Here is a 20,013-nt window from a genome sequence, read left to right as displayed (position 1 = left end):
CGCTTATGTACGCTGAACGTGTTCTCTCCGGCATGCGCCCGACCGGCGCCCTGCATCTCGGTCACTATCACGGGGTTCTCAAGAACTGGGTCAAGCTCCAGCATGAATATCCCTGTCTGTTCTTCGTGGCCGACTGGCACGCTCTGACGACGCAATACGACAACCCGCTGGGTATCGAAAAATCGTCGATGGATATGGTCATCGACTGGCTGGCGGCCGGCGTCGATCCCAACCAAGCCACGCTGTTCATCCAGTCCAAGGTTCCGGAGCATGCCGAACTGCACCTACTGATGTCGATGATGACCCCGCTCGGCTGGCTGGAGCGCGTGCCGACCTACAAGGATCAACAGGAGAAGCTGGCCGGCAAGGATCTGACCACCTACGGTTTCCTCGGTTACCCGCTGCTGATGAGCGCCGACATCCTGATCTACCGCGCCGACAAAGTCCCGGTCGGCGAAGACCAGATTCCCCACGTCGAATTCACCCGCGAACTGGCGCGCCGCTTCAACCATATGTATGGCCGTGAGCCGGGTTTTGAGGACAAGGCCCGTGAGGCAGTCAAAAAGTTGGGCAGCAAGAAGGCGCGTCTGTACGAGGAACTGCGCACCGGCTTTGTCCAGAATGGCGACAAGGAAGCGCTGGAGCAGGGCAAGGCGCTGCTGAACGAAGTCCAGCATCTGTCGGCGCTGGATCGCGAGCGCCTGTTTGGCTATCTGGAAGGTTCCGGCAAGATGATCCTGGTCGAGCCGGGTTATCTGCTGACACCCGAATCGAAGATGCCGGGTCTCGACGGGCAGAAGATGTCCAAGTCGTACCACAACACCATCACCATGCGCGAATCGGAGGAGTCGGTTGCCAAGAAGGTGAAGAGCATGCCGACCGATACCAATCGCGTCCGCCGCACCGATCCGGGCGATCCGGCGCGTTGTCCGGTGTGGCAACTGCACCAGGTTTATTCCGACGACAGCACCAAGGAGTGGGTGCAGCAAGGTTGCAAGACGGCGGGCATCGGCTGTATCGAATGCAAGCAACCGGTGATCGACGGCATCCTGAAGGAGCAGATTCCGATGCGCGAACGTGCCCAGATGTATCTGGACGATCCGACTCTGGTCAAGAACATCATTGCCGATGGCTGCGACAAGGCGAGAGAGCTGGCGCGCGAGACCATGCGTGACGTGCGCGAAGCCATGGGGCTCGAGTACCACTGATGTTCGGCATGGATTGGGAAAGCCTGATCTGGATCGCCATCGGTTTTGGCGGCCAGGGGCTGTTCATGATGCGCTTCGTCGTCCAGTGGTGGTCGAGCGAAAAGGCCAAGCAGGTCGTGGTGCCGGTCGCGTTCTGGTATTTCAGCATCGCCGGCGGGCTGGTGTTGACGGTCTATGCCATCCATCGCAACGACCCGGTGTTCACCTTCGGGCAGGCGCTGGGTCTGGTGATCTATTTCCGCAATCTGCATCTGCATTACAAGGGGAAGGGCCGCGCAGCGGCCTCCTGAGATGACGGTTGCCGGAGACGTGGTGGATGTGCTGGAGGTCGAGCCGGCCGCTCAGAGCGAGTTGTTCGAGCCGGTGGCGCGGATTTACGGTCAGGCCATGGAACAGTTGCCGCTCGACCTGTATATCCCGCCCGATGCGCTGGCGATCATGCTCGATGCCTTCGAAGGGCCGCTCGACCTGCTGTTGTACATGATCCGTCGTGCCAACATCGACATCCTCGATATCCCGATGGCACCGCTGACCCGGCAATATCTCGATTATGTCGAGGCGATGCGGGCGCAGAATCTGGAGCTGGCGGCCGATTACCTGGTGATGGCGGCGCTGCTCATCGAGATCAAGTCGCGCATGCTGTTGCCGCGCCCCAAAGTGGCGGAGGGTGACGAGGCGGAGGATCCGCGTGCCGAACTGGTGCGTCGCCTGATGGAATACGAGCAGATGAAGCTCGCCGGCCAGAAGCTCAACGAGATGCCGCAGGCCGAGCGGGAATTCTTCTGGGTCGAAACGTTGGTCGAGAAATCGCTGCTCGTCCGTCTGCCCGAGGTATCGGTCGACGATCTCAAGGATGCCTGGATGGCCATCGTACGCCAGGCGGGCCTGAAGAAGCACCACAAGATTGGCCGCGAGGAATTGTCGGTGCGCGAGCACATGGGCATCATTTTGCGCAGCTTGCAGGAGCAGGGCGGGTTCGTCCGTTTCGAGACGCTGTTCGATCCCGAGATGGGTGTTCCCGGGCTGGTTGTCCATTTTCTGGCGATGCTGGAACTGGGGCGCGAGAAGATGATTCGCATCACGCAGACGGAAGCCTTTGCGCCGATCTATATCAATATCAGTTCGGGCGAACCGGAAACTGTCATGGAGGAAGGCGATGGAGCCGAGCCAGGTCAAGCGGGTGCTTGAAGCCGCCTTGCTCGCGGCGCGCGAGCCGATGTCGCCGCATGATATGAAACGCATGTTCGACGAGGAGCTATCGACGGACATGCTGCGCAAGCTGCTCGACGAACTGCGCGAGGAATGGGGCGAGCGGCCGGTCGAATTGATCCAGCTGGCATCCGGCTGGCGTTTCAGGACGCGGGCAGAATACCTTCCCTATATCGAGCGCCTCAATCCGGAGCGTCCGCCCAAGTATTCGCGGGCGGTGCTGGAAACCTTGGCCATCATCGCCTATCGTCAACCGGTGACCCGGGGCGACATTGAAGAAATCCGCGGGGTCGCGGTCAACGCCAACGTGATCAAGACACTCGAAGAGCGCGGCTGGATTGACGTGGTGGGCCATCGCGAAACACCCGGGCGACCGGCCCTGTTTGCCACGACCAAGCAATTTCTCGATGATCTTGGGCTACGTAGCGTCAGCGAACTGCCGCCGCTTGAACAAATCAGCCAGACACTGGAGCTGGAATAATGAAAAACAAACGCACACCATTCCGTCAATCCTCACCCAATTCCGATCCGGCGGCGGATCGTCCGCCGGAGGCTGGTCGCCGCGGTGCTGCACGTTCGCAGCGTGGTGCCGCACCGGTTGATGCTGCCGAAGCCAAACCGGCACCGCGCCGCAAGCCGGCGCCCAATACCGGCGGCCGTGCCCATCGCGGCCAGGTCGCCCGTGATGGACGCCCGCTGGCCGAAGCCAAGCCGGTTCGTCTGCAAAAGGTGCTGGCCGAGGCCGGCGTGGGTTCCCGTCGCGAGATGGAAGAGTGGATCGCGGCCGGCAGGGTCAGCGTCAATGGCGTCGTCGCGACGATTGGCCAGTCCGTGGTGCCGACCGACAAGGTCAAGGTCGGCGGTCGTCTGATCAATATCCGCTTCACCGGCAGTTCGCGACCGCCGCGCGTCCTGATGTACCACAAGCCGGAAGGCGAAATCGTCTCGCGCGACGATCCGGACGGCCGGCCGTCGGTTTTCGCCGCGTTGCCGCGCATGCGGGGCGGGCGTTGGATCAATGTCGGGCGCCTCGACTTCAATACCTCAGGCTTGCTGCTGTTCACAACCTCGGGCGAACTCGCCAACAGGCTGATGCACCCCAGTTCCGAGCTGGTGCGGGAGTACGCTGTGCGTGTCCTGGGTGAGCTGACCATGGAGGCTCAGAAGGAGCTCCTTGCCGGGGTCGAGTTGGAGGATGGTCCGGCCAATTTTGCCAGTCTGGTCGATGCCGGCGGAGAGGGTGCGAACAAGTGGTATCGCGTGTCGCTGTTCGAGGGGCGCAATCGCGAAGTGCGGCGCATGTTCGAAGCGGTGGGGTGTACCGTGAGTCGTCTCATCCGTGTGCGCTACGGACCGTTCATCCTGCCGCCGCAATTGAAGCGCGGTCGTTCGCACGAGTTGACCGAGGATGAGGTCAAAGCACTGATGCGTGAGCTCGGGAAGACGGTCGCAGCCTCGAAAAAGGGGGCGGAAAGCACCTAAATTGATTTACCGGGGGGAATAAACTCGTTATAATTCACGGGTTTGTTTCTCCCGCCATTTTTTGGTGGGCATCTTTTTTTCAAGGTGGGCGTTTCGCCCATTTTTTATTTGTGGCTATGGATTTAAACGCGCTGCTGGAAACGACCGTTGTCGGTCTGGGTTATGAACTCGTCGATGTCGAGCTGTCGCCGCGCGGCCGTACGATTCGTGTCTTCATCGATGCGCCGGCCAAGGAGAGCGGTGTCGATGTTGAGGACTGTGCCAAGGTCTCGAATCAATTGACGCGTGTTTTCGAAGTTGAGAACGTCGATTTCGACCGGCTTGAAATCTCTTCCCCGGGCATGGATCGCGTCGTCAAGAAGGCAGCCGATTTCGAGCGCTTTGCCGGGCAGGATATCCAGATCAAGCTGCGTATCCCGCACAACGGCCGCCGCAACTTTCAAGGCGAGCTGCTCGGTCACAAGGACGGCAAGGTTGGCTTGCGTCTTGAAAAAGATGATGTGGAACTGGAATTTACCAATATCGAGAAGGCACGTCTGGTGCCCCGATTCGACTGAAGGACTAGGAGGTTTTAGCCCATGAGCCGTGAAATGTTGCTGCTGGTCGATGCACTGGCCCGCGAAAAGAACGTCGCCAAGGAAATCGTGTTCGGTGCCCTTGAGCTGGCGCTGGCTTCCGCGACGAAAAAGCGTATCCACGACGAGGCCGAAGTACGCGTCTCGATCGACCGCAATACCGGTAACTACGACTCCTTCCGTCGCTGGCAAGTCGTCGCCGACAGCGAGTATGTCAACGAATACCTGCAGGTTCCGCTCTCCGAGGCCCAAAAGGGCGACCCGGACGTCGAGGCCGGCGATTTTCTCGAAGAGCCTCTGGAACCCATCGACTTCGGCCGTATCGGTGCCCAAGCGGCCAAGCAGGTCATCCTGCAGAAAATCCGCGACGCCGAGCGCGAGCAGATCCTCTCCGACTTCCTGAGCCGCGGCGAGCACATCGTCTCCGGCACCATCAAGCGCATGGAGCGCGGTAACGCCATCATCGAGGCCGGCAAGATCGAAGCCCTGCTGCCGCGCGACCAGATGATTCCGAAGGAAAACCTGCGTATCGGCGACCGCGTCAAGGCCTATCTGCTGCGTATCGACCGCAACGCCCGCGGCCCGCAGATCATCCTGTCGCGTACCGCACCCGAGTTCGTCATCAAGCTGTTCGATCTCGAAGTGCCGGAAATTTCCGATGGCCTGATGGAATTGAAGGCTTGTGCCCGCGACCCCGGCCTGCGCGCCAAGATCGCCGTCAAGTCCAACGACCCGCGTGTCGATCCGATCGGCACTTGCGTCGGCCTGCGCGGTTCGCGCGTCACCGCCGTGCGCAACGAGATCGGCGGCGAGAACATCGATATCGTGCTGTGGTCTGCCGACCCGGCACAATTCGTCATCGGCGCCCTGTCGCCGGCCGAAGTGTCCTCCATCGTGGTCGATGAGGAAAAGCATGCCATGGACGTGGTGGTCGATGAGGACAACCTCGCCATCGCCATCGGTCGCAGCGGCCAGAACGTTCGCCTGGCTTCCGAGCTGACCGGCTGGACCATCAACCTGATGACCCAGGACGAATCGGCCAAGAAATCCGAGGCTGAGCATGCAGTGACCCGCGTTGTTTTCATGGAAAAGCTGGACATCGACGAAGAACTCGCCGACTTGCTGATCGAAGAGGGCTTCTCGACCTTGGAGGAAGTGGCCTATGTGCCGCTGGCCGAAATGTTGGAAATCGACGGTCTGGACGAGGAAATCGTCAACGAGCTGCGTAACCGCGCCCGTAATGTCCTGCTGACCGAAGCGATCGCCACCGAGGAAAAGCTGGAAAATGTCTCCGAAGACCTGATCGGTCTTGAAGGCATGACCAAGGAACTGGCCGCCAAATTGGCCGAACATGACGTCAAGACCCGCGACGATCTCGCGGAACTGGCGGTTGATGAACTGACGGAAATGACCGGCATCGACGACGAGCGTGCCAAGGAACTCATTCTGAAGGCACGGGCTCACTGGTTCGAGTGAGCGGGAGGTAGCAAAGTATGTCCGCAACAACAGTTTCACAATTTGCCGTTGAACTCAAAATGCCGGTCGCGGTCCTGCTCGAGCAATTGAGCAAGGCTGGCGTCAGCAAGGGCGGTTCCAACGATACCCTGACCGATCAGGATAAGGCGAAGCTTCTGGATTATCTGCGTCGTTCGCATGGTGATGAGTCGCAAACCAAAATTACCCTGACCCGCAAGCAAACGTCAGAGATCAAGGCGACTGACTCGCATGGTCGTGCGCGTACCGTTCAGGTCGAAGTCCGCAAGAAGCGCGTTTTGGTTAAACGAGACATTGGCGAGCATCTTCCGGGTGCCGAGCATGAAGTGCAGCATCTGCCTGTCGAGCCAGAGGCGCCGGAAGTGGAAGTGATTCCCGAGCCGGTGGTTGAAGTTGTGCCCGAGCCCATCGTCGAGGTGATTCCCGAGCCGGAAATCATTCCGGAACCGGTGGTTGAGGAAGTTCCTGAACCGGTGGTCGAGCAGCCTGTCGCTCCGGTCCTGGACCGCGCCGCGATTATTGGCGAGAAGGAATTGAAGGCACGCCAGGAAGCGGCAGCCCGTTCCAGCCGCCTGCGCGAAATCCAGGAACGCGAACTGCGCGAAAAGCAGGCTCGCGAAGTCCAGTTGGCGCAAATGCGTCAGCAGGCCGAAGCTGCCGCTGCGGCTGCCAAGGCGGCCGAACTCGCCAAGCAGCAAGCCGCTGCCCAGGCCAAGGCCGGCGAAGGCGAGAAGGGAACCCTGCACAAGAAACCGGAGACCGGTGTCAAGAAGGGTGATAAGGGTGGTCGCGCGGCCGATGACGGCAAGAAGAAGGGCGGCATCAAGACGCGTGGCTCCGACGGCGCAGGTGGCTGGAAGGACAACCGTCACGGCCACAAGAAGTCGCACAAGTCGGACGACGGTCAGGGCAGCTTCCAGGCGCCGACCGAGCCGATCACCCGCGAAGTACACATTCCCGAAACCATCTCCGTTTCCGATCTGGCCCACAAGATGGCCGTGAAGGCGACGGAAGTCATCAAGGCGATGATGAAGATGGGGTCGATGGTGACCATCAACCAGGTGCTGGACCAGGAAACGGCCATGATCGTGGTCGAGGAAATGGGCCACAAGGCGGTTGCCGCCAAGCTGGACGATCCGGATGCCTTCCTCGAGGAAAATGCCGAGCACAAGGACATTCCGCTGGAGCCGCGCGCCCCGGTGGTGACCGTCATGGGCCACGTCGACCACGGCAAGACCTCGCTGCTCGACTACATCCGTCGTGCCAAGGTCGCAGCTGGCGAAGCCGGCGGCATTACGCAGCATATCGGTGCCTACCACGTTGAAACCGGGCGCGGCATGATTACCTTCCTCGATACGCCGGGCCACGAAGCCTTTACGGCCATGCGTGCGCGCGGTGCCAAGGCAACCGACATTGTTATCCTGGTCGTCGCCGCCGACGACGGTGTGATGCCGCAGACCAAGGAAGCGATCCACCATGCCAAGGCAGCCGGTGTGCCGCTGGTCGTGGCGGTTAACAAGATCGACAAGCCGGACTCCAATCCGGATCGCGTGAAGCAGGAACTGGTCGCCGAAGGCGTTATTCCGGAAGAGTACGGCGGCGATTCGCCGTTCTGCCCGGTGTCTGCCAAGAAGGGCACCGGCATCGACGAACTGCTCGAGCAGGTTCTGCTCCAGGCGGAAGTCCTTGAACTGACGGCGCAGAAGGATGCACCGGCCAAGGGCCTGATCATCGAAGCCCGTCTCGACAAGGGGCGCGGTGCCGTGGCGACCATGCTGGTCCAGTCCGGCACCTTGAAGCGCGGCGACATCGTGCTGGCCGGTCAGGTCTTCGGCCGCGTTCGCGCCATGCTCGACGAGAACGGCAAGCCGATCAATGAAGCCGGCCCGTCCATCCCGGTCGAAATCCTCGGTTTGTCGGATGTTCCGGCGGCTGGCGAAGAGGCTATCGTACTCGGCGACGAGAAGAAGGCGCGTGAAATCGCCTTGTTCCGTCAAGGCAAGTTCCGCGACGTCAAGCTGGCCAAGCAACAAGCAGCCAAGCTGGAGAACATGTTCCAGCAGATGGAAGAGGGCGAGGTCAAGACTTTGCCGCTCATCGTCAAGGCCGACGTTCAGGGCTCCCAGGAAGCACTGGTGCAGACCCTGGCCAAGCTGTCGAACGAAGAGGTTCGCGTCAATGTCATCCACGGTGGTGTCGGCGCGATCAGCGAATCCGACGTCAACCTGGCACAGGCATCGGGTGCAGTCATCATCGGCTTCAATATCCGTGCCGATGCGGGTTCCCGCAAGCTGGCCGAGAACTTTGGCGTGGATATCCGTTACTACAACGTGATTTACGATGCGGTCGATGAAGTCAAGGCAGCCCTGTCCGGCATGCTGTCGCCCGAGAGACGCGAGCAGATCACCGGTATGGTCGAGATTCGCCAGGTGTTCCATGTCTCCAAGGTCGGCGCCATCGCCGGTTGCTACGTGCTGGAAGGCCTCGTCAAGCGCAATTCGCGTGTCCGTCTGTTGCGCAACAACGTCGTGCAGTGGGACGGCGAGCTCGACTCGCTCAAGCGTTTCAAGGACGACGTCAAGGAAGTGCGCTCCAATTTCGAGTGCGGTCTGTCGCTGCGTGGCAACAACGACATCCAGGAAGGCGATCAGCTTGAAGTTTACGAAATCCAGGAAGTGGCGCGTTCGCTGTAATGAAGAAGCAAGGCCCCAGAGGATTTCAACGCAGTGACCGGGTCGCGGAGCAGGTGCGCCGCGACCTGGCTGATCTGATTCGTACCGAACTGAAGGATCCACGTGTCGGCATGATCAGCTTGACCGATGTCGAGCTGACGCCGGATTACGCGCATGCCAAGGTTTTCTTCACGACGCTCAATGCAGATCATCTCGATGAAATCGAGCGTGGCCTGAAGCGGGCATCCGGCTTCCTGCGCCGTGAATTGGGGCGTCGCATCCATATTCACACCCTGCCGGAACTGCACTTTGTTTATGATAATTCGCTGGAGCGCGGCTCCAGTTTGTCGCAACTGATCGACCGGGCCAACGCACTGTCCGATCAGACGCCCGAAGAGTAATTCTCCCATGCAGCCCAAGGTCAAGAAAACCTGGAAACAGGTTGATGGCGTGCTTTTGCTCGATAAACCGCTAGGCATGACCTCAAACGATGCGCTGCAAAAAGCGCGTCGGCTCTTTTCCGCCGCCAAGGGTGGGCATACCGGTACCCTCGATCCGCTGGCCACCGGGCTGCTGCCTTTGTGCTTCGGCGAGGCGACCAAGTTTTCCGCTGACCTGCTTGACGCTGACAAGACCTACGAAGCGGTGCTCAAGCTGGGTGTGATGACCGACTCCGGAGATGCCGAAGGGATAGTCACCACAACGGCCGAAGTGAATGTCGATGCGGCTCGCATTGCGGATGTGCTGCTGCAATTTGCCGGTGCTATCCAGCAGGTTCCGCCCATGCATTCGGCGCTCAAGCGCGATGGTCGACCGCTCTACGAACTGGCGCGCCAGGGTATAGAGGTTGAGCGCGAGGCAAGGGCGGTGACCATTCATGCCATCGAATGCCTGGCCTTCTCCGGTGATGCGCTGACCTTGCGGGTGTCTTGCAGTAAGGGCACCTATATCCGGGTGCTGGCTGCCGATATTGGCAATGCACTCGGTTGTGGCGCGCATTTGACGGCCTTGCGGCGTACGGTTGTCGGCAATTTGACCTTGGACAAGGCAGTGACGCTGGCCGAGCTGGATGCTGTTGACGAGGAGGATCGGGCAGGTCGGCTGCTACCTGTCGATGCGCTGTTGCAGTCTTTGCCGATGGTCGCACTTGGAGGGGGCGAGGCAAACCGTTTCAAGCATGGCAACCCGGTGGCGCTGCCGGCGGGGATGGCAGGAAAGATACGCGTTTATGCCGAAGATCGATTGATTGGCGTTGGCGAGCCCGGGCATGGCGGTTTGCTGTGGCCGAAAAGGCTGGTGCAGCTTGCAGGTTAAACTGATATAATCTAATGCTTTCCATCGTCGATGGAATATTCCAACTGGCGCTGGCTCTATCAAACTGGGGCTGCGTCGCAACAATGAAAGAGAGTTTGAAATGGCAATGACCACTGCAAACAAGGCGTCCATCGTCGCCGAATTCGCTCAAGCCAAGGGTGACACCGGTTCCCCGGAAGTTCAGGTTGCTCTGCTGACCGCCCGCATCAACGATTTGCAGCCGCACTTCAAGGAGCACACCAAGGATCACCACTCCCGTCGCGGTCTGCTGCGTCTGGTTTCCCAGCGTCGCAAGCTGCTGGACTACTTGAAGGGCAAGGATGTCGAGCGTTACCGCACCCTGATTACCAAGCTCGGTCTGCGCAAGTAAGGCACGACTGAAGCAAAGAAAGGGCGGCCCGGAGATTTCCCGGCCGCTTTTTTGCTTTTTGTTGCGCCGTTGTTCTTTTGTTGTGTCGTAAGTTGTTGTTATTGTTGTCTAATGTGATGAGAGTGAAAGGAATTTATGTTTAATGTCGTGAAAAAGACCTTCGCCTATGGCGACCATCAGGTCACCATCGAAACCGGCGAAATCGCCCGCCAGGCAGGCGGTGCCGTTCTCGTTTCCATGGAAGAAACCGTGGTTCTGGTTTCCGTTGTGGCAGCCAAGAGTGCCAAGCCGGGCCAGGATTTCTTCCCGCTGACCGTCGATTACCAGGAAAAAGTCTATGCTGCCGGCCGTATCCCCGGTGGCTTCTTCAAGCGTGAAGGTCGTCCTTCCGAAAAAGAAACCCTGACCTCCCGCCTGATCGATCGCCCGATCCGCCCGCTCTTCCCGGACGGTTTCTACAACGAAGTTCAGGTCGTCGCGACCGTCATGTCGCTGAATCCGGAAGTCGATTCCGACATCCCGGCCCTGATCGGTGCTTCTGCTGCCCTGGCCATCTCCGGTGTGCCTTTCAATGGCCCGATCGGTGCTGCTCGCGTCGGCTACATCAACGGCCAGTACGTTCTGTGCCCGACCCTGAGCCAGCTGAAGGACAGCCAGCTCGACCTCGTCGTTGCCGGTACCGAAGCTGCCGTGCTGATGGTGGAATCGGAGGCCGACCAGTTGTCCGAGGAAGTCATGCTCGGCGCCGTCGTTTTTGGTCACACCGAAATGCAGAAGGCGATCAACGCCATCAACGAACTGGTTGAAGAAGCCGGCAAGCCGGAATGGGATTGGCAAGCTCCGGCCAAGGACGAAGTGCTGGTCGCCCGTCTGAAGGAAGTCTGCGGCGCCAAGCTCGAAGAAGCCTACAACATCACCGTCAAGCAAACGCGCAGCCAGGCCGTCAAGGAAATCCGTGCCGAAGCCGTTGCTGCCTTGTGCACCGGTGAGGAAGGTTCCCCGGATGAAAACACCGTCGGCAATCTGTTCTTCGAACTCGAAGCCGGCATCGTCCGTGGCCGCATCCTGAGCGGCGCGCCGCGTATCGACGGCCGCGACACCCGCACCGTACGCCCGATCACCATGCGTTCCGGCGTCCTGCCGCGCACCCACGGTTCTGCTCTGTTCACCCGCGGCGAAACCCAGGCTTTGGCTGTCGCCACGCTGGGTACGAACCGTGATGAGCAGATCATCGATGCGCTGGCCGGCGAATACCGCGACCGCTTCATGCTGCATTACAACATGCCCCCGTACGCTACGGGCGAATGCGGTCGTGTCGGTACCCCGAAGCGTCGCGAAATCGGTCACGGCCGTCTGGCCAAGCGTGCCCTGCTGGCCGTTCTGCCGAAGCCGGAAGACTTCTCGTACTCGATGCGGGTCGTTTCGGAAATCACCGAGTCCAATGGCTCCTCGTCGATGGCCTCCGTCTGCGGCGGCTGTTTGGCTCTGCTCGATGCCGGCGTACCGCTCAAGGCGCACGTCGCCGGTATCGCCATGGGTCTGATCAAGGACGGCAATCGTTTTGCCGTGCTGACCGACATTCTGGGTGACGAAGATCACTTGGGTGACATGGACTTCAAGGTTGCTGGTACCACTGGTGGTGTTACCGCGCTGCAGATGGACATCAAGATTCAGGGCATCACCAAGGAAATCATGCAGGTTGCTCTGGCTCAGGCCAAGGACGCCCGTCTGCACATCCTCGGCCTGATGCAGGAATCGGCTTCCGGTCCGCGCCAGGAAATGTCCGCCTACGCTCCGCGTCTGTACACCTTCAAGATCAATCCGGAAAAGATCCGTGACGTGATCGGCAAGGGTGGCGCCGTTATTCGCGCGCTGACCGAAGAAACCGGTACCACGATCGATATTCAGGATGACGGTACGATCACCATCGCCGCCACCTCGGGCGACGCTGCTGCTGCGGCGCGTGCCCGTATCGACGCTATCACGGCAGAAGTCGAGATCGGCAAGATCTACGAAGGTACTGTGCTGAAAATCCTCGACTTCGGTGCCATCGTTCAGGTCCTGCCAGGTAAGGATGGTCTGCTGCACATTTCCCAGATTGCCCAGGAGCGTGTCAATAAGGTCGAAGACTACGTCAAGGAAGGCCAGGTTGTGCGCGTCAAGGTTCTGGAAACCGATGACCGTGGCCGCGTCAAACTGTCGATGAAGGCTGCCGCTGCCGAAGAGGGTGCTGCCGCTCCGCAGGCTGCAGCTCCCGAGGCTGTCGCACAGCAACAGCAACAACAGCAGCAGTAATGGCGGAGTAATCTCCAGAAGCACAAAGGGCACCGCAAGGTGCCCTTTGTTTTCGGCTGTCAGATTGCTCTCAACAGCCTTGGATGGTGCGAAGGGCCTTATTTGGCCATCTGCTTTTCCTTCAGTTCGTCCAGCGTCTTGCAATCGATGCACAGGGTCGCCGTCGGGCGGGCTTCCAGGCGCTTGATGCCGATCTCGACGCCGCACTTGTCGCAGAAGCCGTAGTCGCCGCTCTCTATGCGGCCTAGAGTTTCGTCGATCTTCTTGATCAGCTTGCGCTCGCGGTCACGGTTGCGCAGTTCGATGGCCATGTCGGTTTCCTGGCTTGCCCGATCATTGGGGTCGGCAAACACCGTGGCTTCATCCTGCATGGTATGCACCGTGCGGTCGATATCCTCGCTGAGTTCCTTCTTGAGGGTTTCGAGAATCTTGCGGAAATGAGCCAGCTGCTTGTTGCTCATGTAATCCTCACCAGCCTTGGGTTGGTAGGGCGTGAAATGCTTGTGGAGCAGGTCTTCTGCCATATTCTTGTGCCTTGTGCGCCTGATGACGAAAAAACGATTAAATATCATGAAGCCTGCCATGAGGCAAGATTTGTTTGTTGCGGAAAGATAGTTCCTTGATCTGGCGCGTGTTTCCAGGTGGTGATAGAATCCTCTCTCTCGTGTCGGGGCGTAGCGCAGTCTGGTAGCGCATCTGCTTTGGGAGCAGAGGGTCGTGAGTTCGAATCCCACCGCCCCGACCAATTCCTCTTGCATCACCCTCAAGTGCCCGTAGCTCAACTGGATAGAGCAGCTGCCTTCTAAGCAGCAGGTCGGGGGTTCGAGTCCCTCCGGGCACGCCAACTATACATAATTAAATCAAGAACATAGTGCGTTCTTGTGATTGGTGTGTGATGCTGATTTATTGTCGTTTGACTTATCGGGATCACGATTTTCGAATGTGATGACAGTCTCTCCGATCATCATTGAATCGATATTTTTATCCTTTTGGAATTGATTGCCGAGCGCGGTCAGCTTGCTATGTCCCAACTGCTGAGCGGCATCCCAGTGTGCGAATTCCTGCTGTTACTCACTTCCGTCCTGCTTTTCGTAGGCAAATTTAGGCCGATTGGCTTTGCTGTTTCAGATGCTCTTGTCTTGGCGGCTGTACTTCGTGATCCTTTAACGCAGCATCGGCGGTGATCTTGAATTCTTCCGGGTGTCGGTTTTTTTTTACATCGTGCTGTTTGGTGGATGTTTTCTGGTTAATTAATCTTTTAAAATCAGTTTAATGCATTGCTTTTTTTATCTGGTTTGATTATTGCTTTGGTGTTGTTGTCGAGAGTTTTTTCACATCTTTTTGTGCGTAGTGCTGTTACCCTCTCTCGGAAAGATGACTACAGGATTTGGTGATAATGATGAATGACCACAATAACCCGGATACTCAGGAGTCAAAGGTAGTGTCCAAAGAGGTTTCGGCAGGGAAGTCCGATATCCGTAGGCGACTTCTGAAGCGGGGTGCTTCGGCAGTTGTTGTTACCATGGCGAGCCGGCCTGTATTGGCTTGGCATTGCAAATCGCCTTCGGTGACCGCCTCAGAGGCACTCAATCCTTATACAAGCCTTGCGAAGAAGAATGCCAGTACGCGTATATGGGCGGACGAGACGTGGGGCTTGCGTGAATGGATGGGGAATTTGGTTCGGACTTCGGATAATAATGGGGTTACCGAATGGTGGGAGTCATCGAAGCCGTGGAGCGTTTTTTTGCAACGCGCTTCGCTTGGTATTGCCTATCAGAATGTGAAGTTTGAGCATTTGGCGGCAGTAGGCATATCTCCGCCTGCAGGTATGGGGACGATGTCGGCGGTAAGGTACTTGAGTTCTTCGTCTGTACCTACATGGAAAAAGCGGGTGCTTGTTGCCCAGCTCAATTTGTTCACCTTGACAGGCCCCAATAGTGGTTGGCTGTCCAATGATCTTGATAATTGCGTCACGATGCAACAATTGAACGAGATGGCTACCGGGAGCTATCTTGTTGCCGGCAAGACTTGGAATTCAACGGATATTAGCAACTACCTCTTCAACAACTGGATGGCACGTTGATCCTTGTTGATTACTGATCTGGGTGCTCAGAGATATCATTTCTGGCGTTTTTCTTCAGATAGTGAGGTCGTAGTCTTTGATTTAAGGACTGGGGCTACTCACGTGCTTGACGAGGACTCTGCTGACCTTCTTGTGTGCTTGCAAGAAGGTGCAATGCCTTCATCTGTTCTCGTGGAAAAAATGCAATTGGTTTTTCCTGAGACACCTCAGCAAGAGCTTGAAGAGTTTGTGACAAATACTCTGGCTGAGTTTGAAATGCTCGGCTTGCTGGATACAACGGGGTGGGGCGCTTGAGGATTGCTTCGCTTTCATCCGGTGAGTTGAGGCGGCGGCTCCAGAATAATGACCTCGTTGTGAGCATGCCACCCTTCGTGGTGCGTTTTCGCTCCAATGTACCCTCGTTGACGCCGGATTTCCTGATGCTCTACGGGGAATATGAGCTCGCAGACATGAATGGTTTTGCGGATTTTCATGTCGAGATCCGCTATGTTCCGAATCTAAAGCGCCTGTTTGATCCGGAAATTCGCTTTTATTTTGACGGGATGCCATCATTTTCGGTCTTGCCTGCACAGCAGTCGTTTCCAACGCTGGAATGGGGCTTGAATTGGTGCGTCGCTGCGCATTCACATCACTATCTGGTGGTTCATGCTGCTGTTCTGGAGCGGAATGGTTTTGCATTGATCATGCCCGCACCGCCGGGGTCCGGAAAAAGTACGCTTTGCGCTGCGCTAATGATGAATGGCTGGCGATTGATGTCAGATGAATTGACTTTGTATGATCGTAATACAGGTCATATATACGGCCATCCGCGCCCTGTCAGCCTGAAAAATCGTTCCATAGACGTGATTTCGAGTGCATTTCCAGATTCCATCATGACGACTCCCGTCATGACGGAATCGAAAGGCATGGTTGCTTTGCTCAAGCCACCGGAATCGGCTGTTGTTTCTGCGACCGTTCCTGCCAAGCCGCGATGGCTTGTTTTGCCGAAGTATGAGCAGGGGACGGAGGCCCGGTTTGAACGCCAAGGTTCTGCACGAACCTTTGCGCTGATAGCTGAACAGTCGTTTAATTATGATCTGCTTGGCCTTGATGGTTTCAACGCGGTTGGATCCTTGGTCGATCAATGTATTTGTGCAAAGTTTACGTACTCCGATCTGGATGAGGCGATGTCACTCTTCCAGAATATCGAGGCGCATCTTCACGAGGTAGCCAGTGCTACTCCTTGAGGTTTTGCGTAAGCCGAAGCATATTTCGTCGCTCCGCTTGAGTGAATGGGATCTGCTGATCAGACAGGCAAGAAGCGCCGATCTCTTGGGGCGGCTTTGGCGGGAGGTTGAGCTTTCCGGTCAGGTGGATCGGGTGCCTGAGGCGCCCAAACGTCACCTATTGGCCGCAAAATTTTTGGTTGAACGGCAGCATGATGCTGTTCGGCGGGAAATTGGCTACATCGATGAAGCGATGAGGGCCGCGGGTCTGCGAGCAATACTATTGAAGGGAGCTGCCTATGTGGCTACCGGAAAAGCGCTGGCGACAGGTAGAACGTTTTCCGATGTGGATATTCTGGTTGACTCTGATGATCTTGCGGCAGCGGAGAGTGCGCTGTCGATCTACGGCTGGCAACCGGTCAAGCAGTCGGCCTATGATGAAGCCTACTACCGCGAATGGATGCACGAAATTCCGCCGTTGGTTCATGTCAAGCGAAACACGACGCTGGATTTGCATCATGCGATTCTTCCCATTACTGCAAGAATCAAGGTAAATACCCAAGGACTCCGAGAGGGTAATGCCTTGGTTGATGGGTGTACAAATCTCTATGTCCTTCAGGATGCAGACATGCTGCTCCATGGCGCGACCCATCTGTTCCACGAGGGGGAGTTAGCGCATGGATTGAGGGATTTACATGACTTGCACCTCATGTTTGGGGAGTTTGGTGCCTTGCCATTATTTTGGGATCATCTGTTGATTAGGGCTCGGTACTTGGGGTTGATGACTCCTCTTCTCTACGCAGTACGCTACTCTCGGCGAAAGTTTCATACGGCTTTTCCACAGGAATTTTTGGGGCAACTCAAGAACCAGCCGGGGCAGGGCTCGATACTGATGGACTTTTGTTACGACCGAGCCTTGCTCCCGAAGCATGCTTCTTGTGAGCAATTCGGAAGTGGGCTTGCGCGAGTGATGGTCTACCTGCGGTCCCACTGGCTAAAAATGCCATTGGGTTTGCTTGTCTATCATCTATCCGTCAAATCGTTGGCCAGACTTAGGGCAAAAGAGGACAAGGCTGCAACAGCGTAATTGAATTCCGGTCCTCATCAGTAGCTCGAAATTACTTTAGATGATCTGCCGGAATTGCATAGGTTATCCCTGAGGGGGACGTAATCGCTGCCTCTTTACTCCCTTTGATGAAGACCATATTGATTACCCCGATCACGGTTCCGGATTCGATTTCATATACCGGACTTCCACTATTGCCAGGATAGGCGGTTGCATCCAATTGGAAGATATCGAAAGCACCGCGCTTTAGTTGCTGAATCAGTTGCGGGTTCAATTGGCTCGCATTGCCACCGGGTATGCCGATAGGCGTGATTGCCGAGACGATGCCTCGATGGGTAACCGGCGAGTAGCCAAGCGCGCCGCCAATGGGAAAACCGGTGAAGGCGATACTCTGGCCTTCGCGTACTGCGGTTGAATCACCTAGCTTTAATGCGGGCAGGGGAGGTCCGTCGATGCGGACGACGGCAAGGTCGCGTTCTTGAATGCGTTGAACAATTTTGGCAAGACGCAGCGTGCCTTCGCTACCTTTGCTGCGAATCAATACAGCGAGAACCGGGTCATCGGGGCCGCTCGTGTTAGGTAGCACATGGGCGTTGGTAGCGACCTGATTGCCATCGCCGAAAACAAAGCCGGTGCCGCGGAAAACGAAGGGGGGGCTCTGGGTTTTCTTATAAGTACCGATAGCGACGATTGACGGCCTGATCTTGTCGACAAGATCAGGCAGGTCGGCACGGGGTGTGCTCGTGACGGATAGCAAGCAACAAATCGCCAGTGCACGACAGGTGGAAGAAGTCACATCAGCCTTTTGGCATTCAGGATGCGGGAGAGATTCGGCGATGGGGGGGTTATATGGGCATCGAAGGGATGCTCCTCCTTCTTGAATATCTCCCTGATTCGCTTTACATAGCCTTGGGTTTCTGCGTAAGGCGGGATGCCGGCGTAGTGATTCACCGTACCTTCGCCAGCATTGTAAGCGGCAGCCACTAAAGCAATGTTGCCCTCAAAGTATGCAAGCAGCCAGCGCAGGTAGGCGAGGCCTCCGCGGATGTTCTGCTCGGGATCGAAGGGCTTCTTGACGTTGAAGCGTTCCGCTGTTTCCGGAATCAGCTGCATCAGACCCTGCGCATTTTTGGGTGAAACCGCAGTGGGGTTGAAGTTTGATTCGGCGCGAATAATGGCCATTGCCAGCCGTGGATACACGCCATATTCCGGAGCAAGGCGTTGTACCAGAGTCATCACCTTGCGGTGCTCGGGAACTGCTTTGGCGACGATGTCATGGCCTTGTGCGTCAAATCTGGCAAGAATATTGGCAACGCAATCGGGGGGCTTGTTCGGAGGGTCCCCAACCTGTTTAAGCATTCGTGCCGCCAAGGGGTCACCCTGCTGGGCGGCGAGCGTAAAGAAATAGGCTGCTGCGGAGTCGTTGCGATCAATGCCACGCCCCATGGCGTACATCCAGCCTAAACTATATTGGGCTTCCGCATCGCCAAGGTGAGCGGCTTCGCAATAGAGTTCTACGGCTTTGTTGGGATTGCGGGGTTGCCCGTTGCCGTACTCATGGGTTTTTGCTTCAGTTCGTAGTGCGACGATCCTGTCATGATCGGAGTGCGAATCGGCCTGTGCAGATTTGCACAAAAAGGCGGTTACCAGCAGCGCGCAGGTTGCCAAAGGAGCAGCATGGCGAATAAAGCAATGCCTTGCGCGCTGCATGATCCCTCCTTTATAGACGCCAGACAGGAACCTCTGCCTGTTTGAGGGCTTCGTGGTCCAGCATGCTCTTGACGTCGGTAATGACGCCACCTGATTCCAGTTTAGTCTTCAATTCGGTAACTGAAAGGGCCTTGTATTGCTTATGGTTGACTGCAGCGACAATAGCTGCCGCTTTGGGAAGCTCTTCCCAAGCGACAAGATCAACGCCATATTCATGACGGGCTTCGGCGGCATCAGCGACCGGGTCATGCACAATGACCTTGGCTCCGTAGGACTCGAGCTCACGGATGACGTCGATGACGCGCGAATTACGGAGGTCCGGGCAATCTTCCTTGAACGTGAGGCCGAGCACGATAATAGGAGAATCCTTGATCGGGCGGCCTGCGCGCACCAGCATCTTGATCGTCTGTTCGGCCACGAACTTGCCCATGCCGTCGTTGATACGGCGCCCGGCAAGAATGACTTCAGGGTGGTAGCCGAGTTTCTGGGCCTTGTGTGTCAGGTAATACGGATCGACCCCGATGCAATGACCACCGACGAGACCGGGACGGAAGGGCAGGAAATTCCACTTGGTGCCGGCAGCCTGCAATACCTCCAGCGTATCGATGCCAATTTTGTCGAAAATGATCGCCAGCTCGTTCATCAGGGCGATGTTGAGGTCGCGCTGCGTGTTCTCTATGACCTTCGCTGCTTCGGCAACTTTGATATTGGAGGCAGGGTAGACGCCTGCGGTGATCACGCTGCCGTAGATTTCAGTTACTTTGGCGAGTGTTTCCGGCGTATCGCCTGAAACCACCTTGACGATTTTGGTTACGGTACGTTCCTTGTCACCTGGGTTGATACGCTCAGGAGAGTAGCCGACGAAGAAATCCTTCTTCCAGGTCTTGCCGGATTCCTTTTCAAGGATGGGAATGCAGACTTCCTCGGTTGCGCCCGGGTAAACCGTAGACTCATAGACAACGATGGCACCTTGCTTCAGATTGCGGCCGACTGCCGTTGACGAACCGACGAGAGGGCTGAAGTCCGGTTGATGCGCATCGTCGACTGGCGTCGGGACGGCAACAACGACGAAATCAGCTTCCTTTAGTGCGCCTGCATCGGTTGTGACCAACAATTGCTTGGCTGCCTGCAGGTCTTCGGTACTGACCTCTCCGGTTGGGTCGATAAATCTCTTGTAACTTTCTACCTTTTCGTGTGACAGATCCACACCTATGGTGCGGAATTTCTTGCCGAACTCCACGGCAAGGGGCAAACCGACGTAACCTAACCCAACGACTGCAATAGTGGTCATGTGTATTTCCTGTATGTAACGACTATCTAAAAAATCTAT

General features: G+C 57.1%; 20 protein-coding genes and 2 tRNA genes. 18 read left to right on the top strand and 4 right to left on the bottom strand.

Annotation, left to right across the window (positions count from 1 at the left end; genetic code table 11):
- Nucleotides 1-5: 5 nt before the first annotated feature.
- From F1002_RS11975 to pnp, 12 genes are all read left to right on the top strand, one after another.
- Nucleotides 6-1,208 (top strand): tryptophan--tRNA ligase, encoded by a 1,203-nt coding sequence (locus F1002_RS11975; RefSeq protein WP_150429238.1) that lies wholly within the window; start codon nt 6-8, stop codon nt 1,206-1,208.
- A complete protein-coding gene (locus tag F1002_RS11970; RefSeq protein WP_223879563.1) occupies nt 1,208-1,498 on the top strand; it encodes a lipid-A-disaccharide synthase N-terminal domain-containing protein in 291 nt (96 codons plus the stop codon). The genes F1002_RS11975 and F1002_RS11970 overlap by 1 nt, the downstream gene beginning before the upstream one ends.
- A 1-nt stretch (nt 1,499) precedes the next feature.
- Nucleotides 1,500-2,396 (top strand): ScpA family protein, encoded by an 897-nt coding sequence (locus F1002_RS11965; RefSeq protein ID WP_150429237.1) that lies wholly within the window; start codon nt 1,500-1,502, stop codon nt 2,394-2,396.
- Complete coding sequence (gene scpB, locus F1002_RS11960) at nt 2,365-2,898, top strand: SMC-Scp complex subunit ScpB (protein WP_150429236.1); 534 nt, start codon at nt 2,365-2,367, stop codon at nt 2,896-2,898. Before F1002_RS11965 ends, scpB begins: the two co-directional genes overlap by 32 nt.
- Complete coding sequence (gene rluB, locus F1002_RS11955) at nt 2,898-3,899, top strand: 23S rRNA pseudouridine(2605) synthase RluB (protein WP_150429235.1); 1,002 nt, start codon at nt 2,898-2,900, stop codon at nt 3,897-3,899. The genes scpB and rluB overlap by 1 nt, the downstream gene beginning before the upstream one ends.
- Before the next feature lie 116 nt (nt 3,900-4,015).
- Nucleotides 4,016-4,456, top strand: a complete 441-nt coding sequence (gene rimP, locus F1002_RS11950; RefSeq protein ID WP_150429297.1) for a ribosome maturation factor RimP — start codon at nt 4,016-4,018, stop codon at nt 4,454-4,456.
- Between the two features lie 21 nt (nt 4,457-4,477).
- Nucleotides 4,478-5,950, top strand: coding sequence for a transcription termination factor NusA (gene nusA, locus F1002_RS11945; RefSeq protein ID WP_150429234.1), 1,473 nt, complete (start codon nt 4,478-4,480; stop codon nt 5,948-5,950).
- A 17-nt stretch (nt 5,951-5,967) separates the two neighbouring features.
- A complete protein-coding gene (infB, locus tag F1002_RS11940) occupies nt 5,968-8,661 on the top strand; it encodes a translation initiation factor IF-2 (protein WP_150429233.1) in 2,694 nt (897 codons plus the stop codon).
- On the top strand, nt 8,661-9,041 hold the full coding sequence (gene rbfA, locus F1002_RS11935) for a 30S ribosome-binding factor RbfA (protein ID WP_150429232.1): 381 nt from the start codon (nt 8,661-8,663) through the stop codon (nt 9,039-9,041). The genes infB and rbfA overlap by 1 nt, the downstream gene beginning before the upstream one ends.
- Nucleotides 9,042-9,048: 7 nt before the next feature.
- The gene (gene truB / locus F1002_RS11930) at nt 9,049-9,954 is read left to right on the top strand and encodes a tRNA pseudouridine(55) synthase TruB (RefSeq protein WP_150429231.1); all 906 of its coding nucleotides are present in this window, start codon (nt 9,049-9,051) and stop codon (nt 9,952-9,954) included.
- A gap of 100 nt (nt 9,955-10,054) precedes the next feature.
- Nucleotides 10,055-10,324: a 30S ribosomal protein S15 gene (gene rpsO, locus F1002_RS11925; protein ID WP_150429230.1), complete on the top strand. Its 270-nt coding sequence runs from the start codon at nt 10,055-10,057 to the stop codon at nt 10,322-10,324.
- Nucleotides 10,325-10,459: 135 nt separating this feature from the next.
- Nucleotides 10,460-12,619, top strand: a complete 2,160-nt coding sequence (pnp, locus tag F1002_RS11920; RefSeq protein ID WP_150429229.1) for a polyribonucleotide nucleotidyltransferase — start codon at nt 10,460-10,462, stop codon at nt 12,617-12,619.
- 98 nt (nt 12,620-12,717) lie between these two features.
- Here pnp and dksA read toward each other — a convergent pair whose 3' ends face one another.
- On the bottom strand, nt 12,718-13,143 hold the full coding sequence (gene dksA, locus F1002_RS11915) for an RNA polymerase-binding protein DksA (RefSeq protein ID WP_150429228.1): 426 nt from the start codon (nt 13,141-13,143) through the stop codon (nt 12,718-12,720).
- 144 nt (nt 13,144-13,287) lie between these two features.
- Between dksA and F1002_RS11910 the strand changes: the two genes are divergently transcribed.
- The 6 genes from F1002_RS11910 to F1002_RS11885 all read left to right on the top strand — a co-directional run bounded on the left by F1002_RS11910 (nt 13,288) and on the right by F1002_RS11885 (nt 16,994).
- Nucleotides 13,288-13,364, top strand: a tRNA-Pro gene (locus F1002_RS11910).
- Nucleotides 13,365-13,386: 22 nt separating this feature from the next.
- Nucleotides 13,387-13,463, top strand: a tRNA-Arg gene (locus F1002_RS11905).
- A gap of 552 nt (nt 13,464-14,015) precedes the next feature.
- Entirely contained in the window at nt 14,016-14,702 is a 687-nt protein-coding gene (locus F1002_RS11900; RefSeq protein WP_150429227.1) for an MFS transporter, read from the top strand.
- Nucleotides 14,703-14,705: 3 nt separating this feature from the next.
- Complete coding sequence (locus F1002_RS11895) at nt 14,706-14,996, top strand: HPr-rel-A system PqqD family peptide chaperone (RefSeq protein WP_150429226.1); 291 nt, start codon at nt 14,706-14,708, stop codon at nt 14,994-14,996.
- Between the two features lie 65 nt (nt 14,997-15,061).
- Complete coding sequence (locus tag F1002_RS11890; RefSeq protein WP_223879562.1) at nt 15,062-15,928, top strand: HprK-related kinase A; 867 nt, start codon at nt 15,062-15,064, stop codon at nt 15,926-15,928.
- A 37-nt stretch (nt 15,929-15,965) separates the two neighbouring features.
- A complete protein-coding gene (locus tag F1002_RS11885) occupies nt 15,966-16,994 on the top strand; it encodes a nucleotidyltransferase family protein (protein WP_191090384.1) in 1,029 nt (342 codons plus the stop codon).
- A gap of 31 nt (nt 16,995-17,025) precedes the next feature.
- On the opposite strand, the gene F1002_RS11880 is transcribed toward F1002_RS11885, so the two are convergent.
- Genes F1002_RS11880 through F1002_RS11870 form a run of 3 tightly spaced genes read right to left on the bottom strand, consistent with a single transcriptional unit; the run spans nt 17,026 to nt 19,974 of the window.
- Nucleotides 17,026-17,769, bottom strand: a complete 744-nt coding sequence (locus F1002_RS11880) for a serine protease (protein WP_150429223.1) — start codon at nt 17,767-17,769, stop codon at nt 17,026-17,028.
- Nucleotides 17,766-18,683, bottom strand: a complete 918-nt coding sequence (locus tag F1002_RS11875; RefSeq protein ID WP_150429222.1) for a lytic transglycosylase domain-containing protein — start codon at nt 18,681-18,683, stop codon at nt 17,766-17,768. The genes F1002_RS11880 and F1002_RS11875 overlap by 4 nt, the downstream gene beginning before the upstream one ends.
- Before the next feature lie 10 nt (nt 18,684-18,693).
- Nucleotides 18,694-19,974, bottom strand: coding sequence for a nucleotide sugar dehydrogenase (locus tag F1002_RS11870; RefSeq protein ID WP_150429221.1), 1,281 nt, complete (start codon nt 19,972-19,974; stop codon nt 18,694-18,696).
- Nucleotides 19,975-20,013: the final 39 nt, after the last annotated feature.

Source organism: Dechloromonas sp. CZR5, from assembly GCF_008711155.1.
Lineage (GTDB): Bacteria > Pseudomonadota > Gammaproteobacteria > Burkholderiales > Rhodocyclaceae > Azonexus.
This window is presented reverse-complemented; position numbering and strand designations above follow the sequence as displayed.

Coding starts and splice junctions, on each gene's coding strand:
- F1002_RS11870 (WP_150429221.1), bottom strand. CDS start 19,974: ATGACCACTATTGCAGTCGTTGGGTTAGGTTACGTCGGTTTGCCCCTT.
- rluB (WP_150429235.1), top strand. CDS start 2,898: ATGAAAAACAAACGCACACCATTCCGTCAATCCTCACCCAATTCCGAT.
- F1002_RS11890 (WP_223879562.1), top strand. CDS start 15,062: ATGCCACCCTTCGTGGTGCGTTTTCGCTCCAATGTACCCTCGTTGACG.
- rpsO (WP_150429230.1), top strand. CDS start 10,055: ATGGCAATGACCACTGCAAACAAGGCGTCCATCGTCGCCGAATTCGCT.
- F1002_RS11900 (WP_150429227.1), top strand. CDS start 14,016: ATGATGAATGACCACAATAACCCGGATACTCAGGAGTCAAAGGTAGTG.
- infB (WP_150429233.1), top strand. CDS start 5,968: ATGTCCGCAACAACAGTTTCACAATTTGCCGTTGAACTCAAAATGCCG.
- nusA (WP_150429234.1), top strand. CDS start 4,478: ATGAGCCGTGAAATGTTGCTGCTGGTCGATGCACTGGCCCGCGAAAAG.
- pnp (WP_150429229.1), top strand. CDS start 10,460: ATGTTTAATGTCGTGAAAAAGACCTTCGCCTATGGCGACCATCAGGTC.
- scpB (WP_150429236.1), top strand. CDS start 2,365: ATGGAGCCGAGCCAGGTCAAGCGGGTGCTTGAAGCCGCCTTGCTCGCG.
- rimP (WP_150429297.1), top strand. CDS start 4,016: ATGGATTTAAACGCGCTGCTGGAAACGACCGTTGTCGGTCTGGGTTAT.
- F1002_RS11975 (WP_150429238.1), top strand. CDS start 6: ATGTACGCTGAACGTGTTCTCTCCGGCATGCGCCCGACCGGCGCCCTG.
- truB (WP_150429231.1), top strand. CDS start 9,049: ATGCAGCCCAAGGTCAAGAAAACCTGGAAACAGGTTGATGGCGTGCTT.
- rbfA (WP_150429232.1), top strand. CDS start 8,661: ATGAAGAAGCAAGGCCCCAGAGGATTTCAACGCAGTGACCGGGTCGCG.
- F1002_RS11965 (WP_150429237.1), top strand. CDS start 1,500: ATGACGGTTGCCGGAGACGTGGTGGATGTGCTGGAGGTCGAGCCGGCC.
- F1002_RS11970 (WP_223879563.1), top strand. CDS start 1,208: ATGTTCGGCATGGATTGGGAAAGCCTGATCTGGATCGCCATCGGTTTT.
- dksA (WP_150429228.1), bottom strand. CDS start 13,143: ATGGCAGAAGACCTGCTCCACAAGCATTTCACGCCCTACCAACCCAAG.
- F1002_RS11875 (WP_150429222.1), bottom strand. CDS start 18,683: ATGCAGCGCGCAAGGCATTGCTTTATTCGCCATGCTGCTCCTTTGGCA.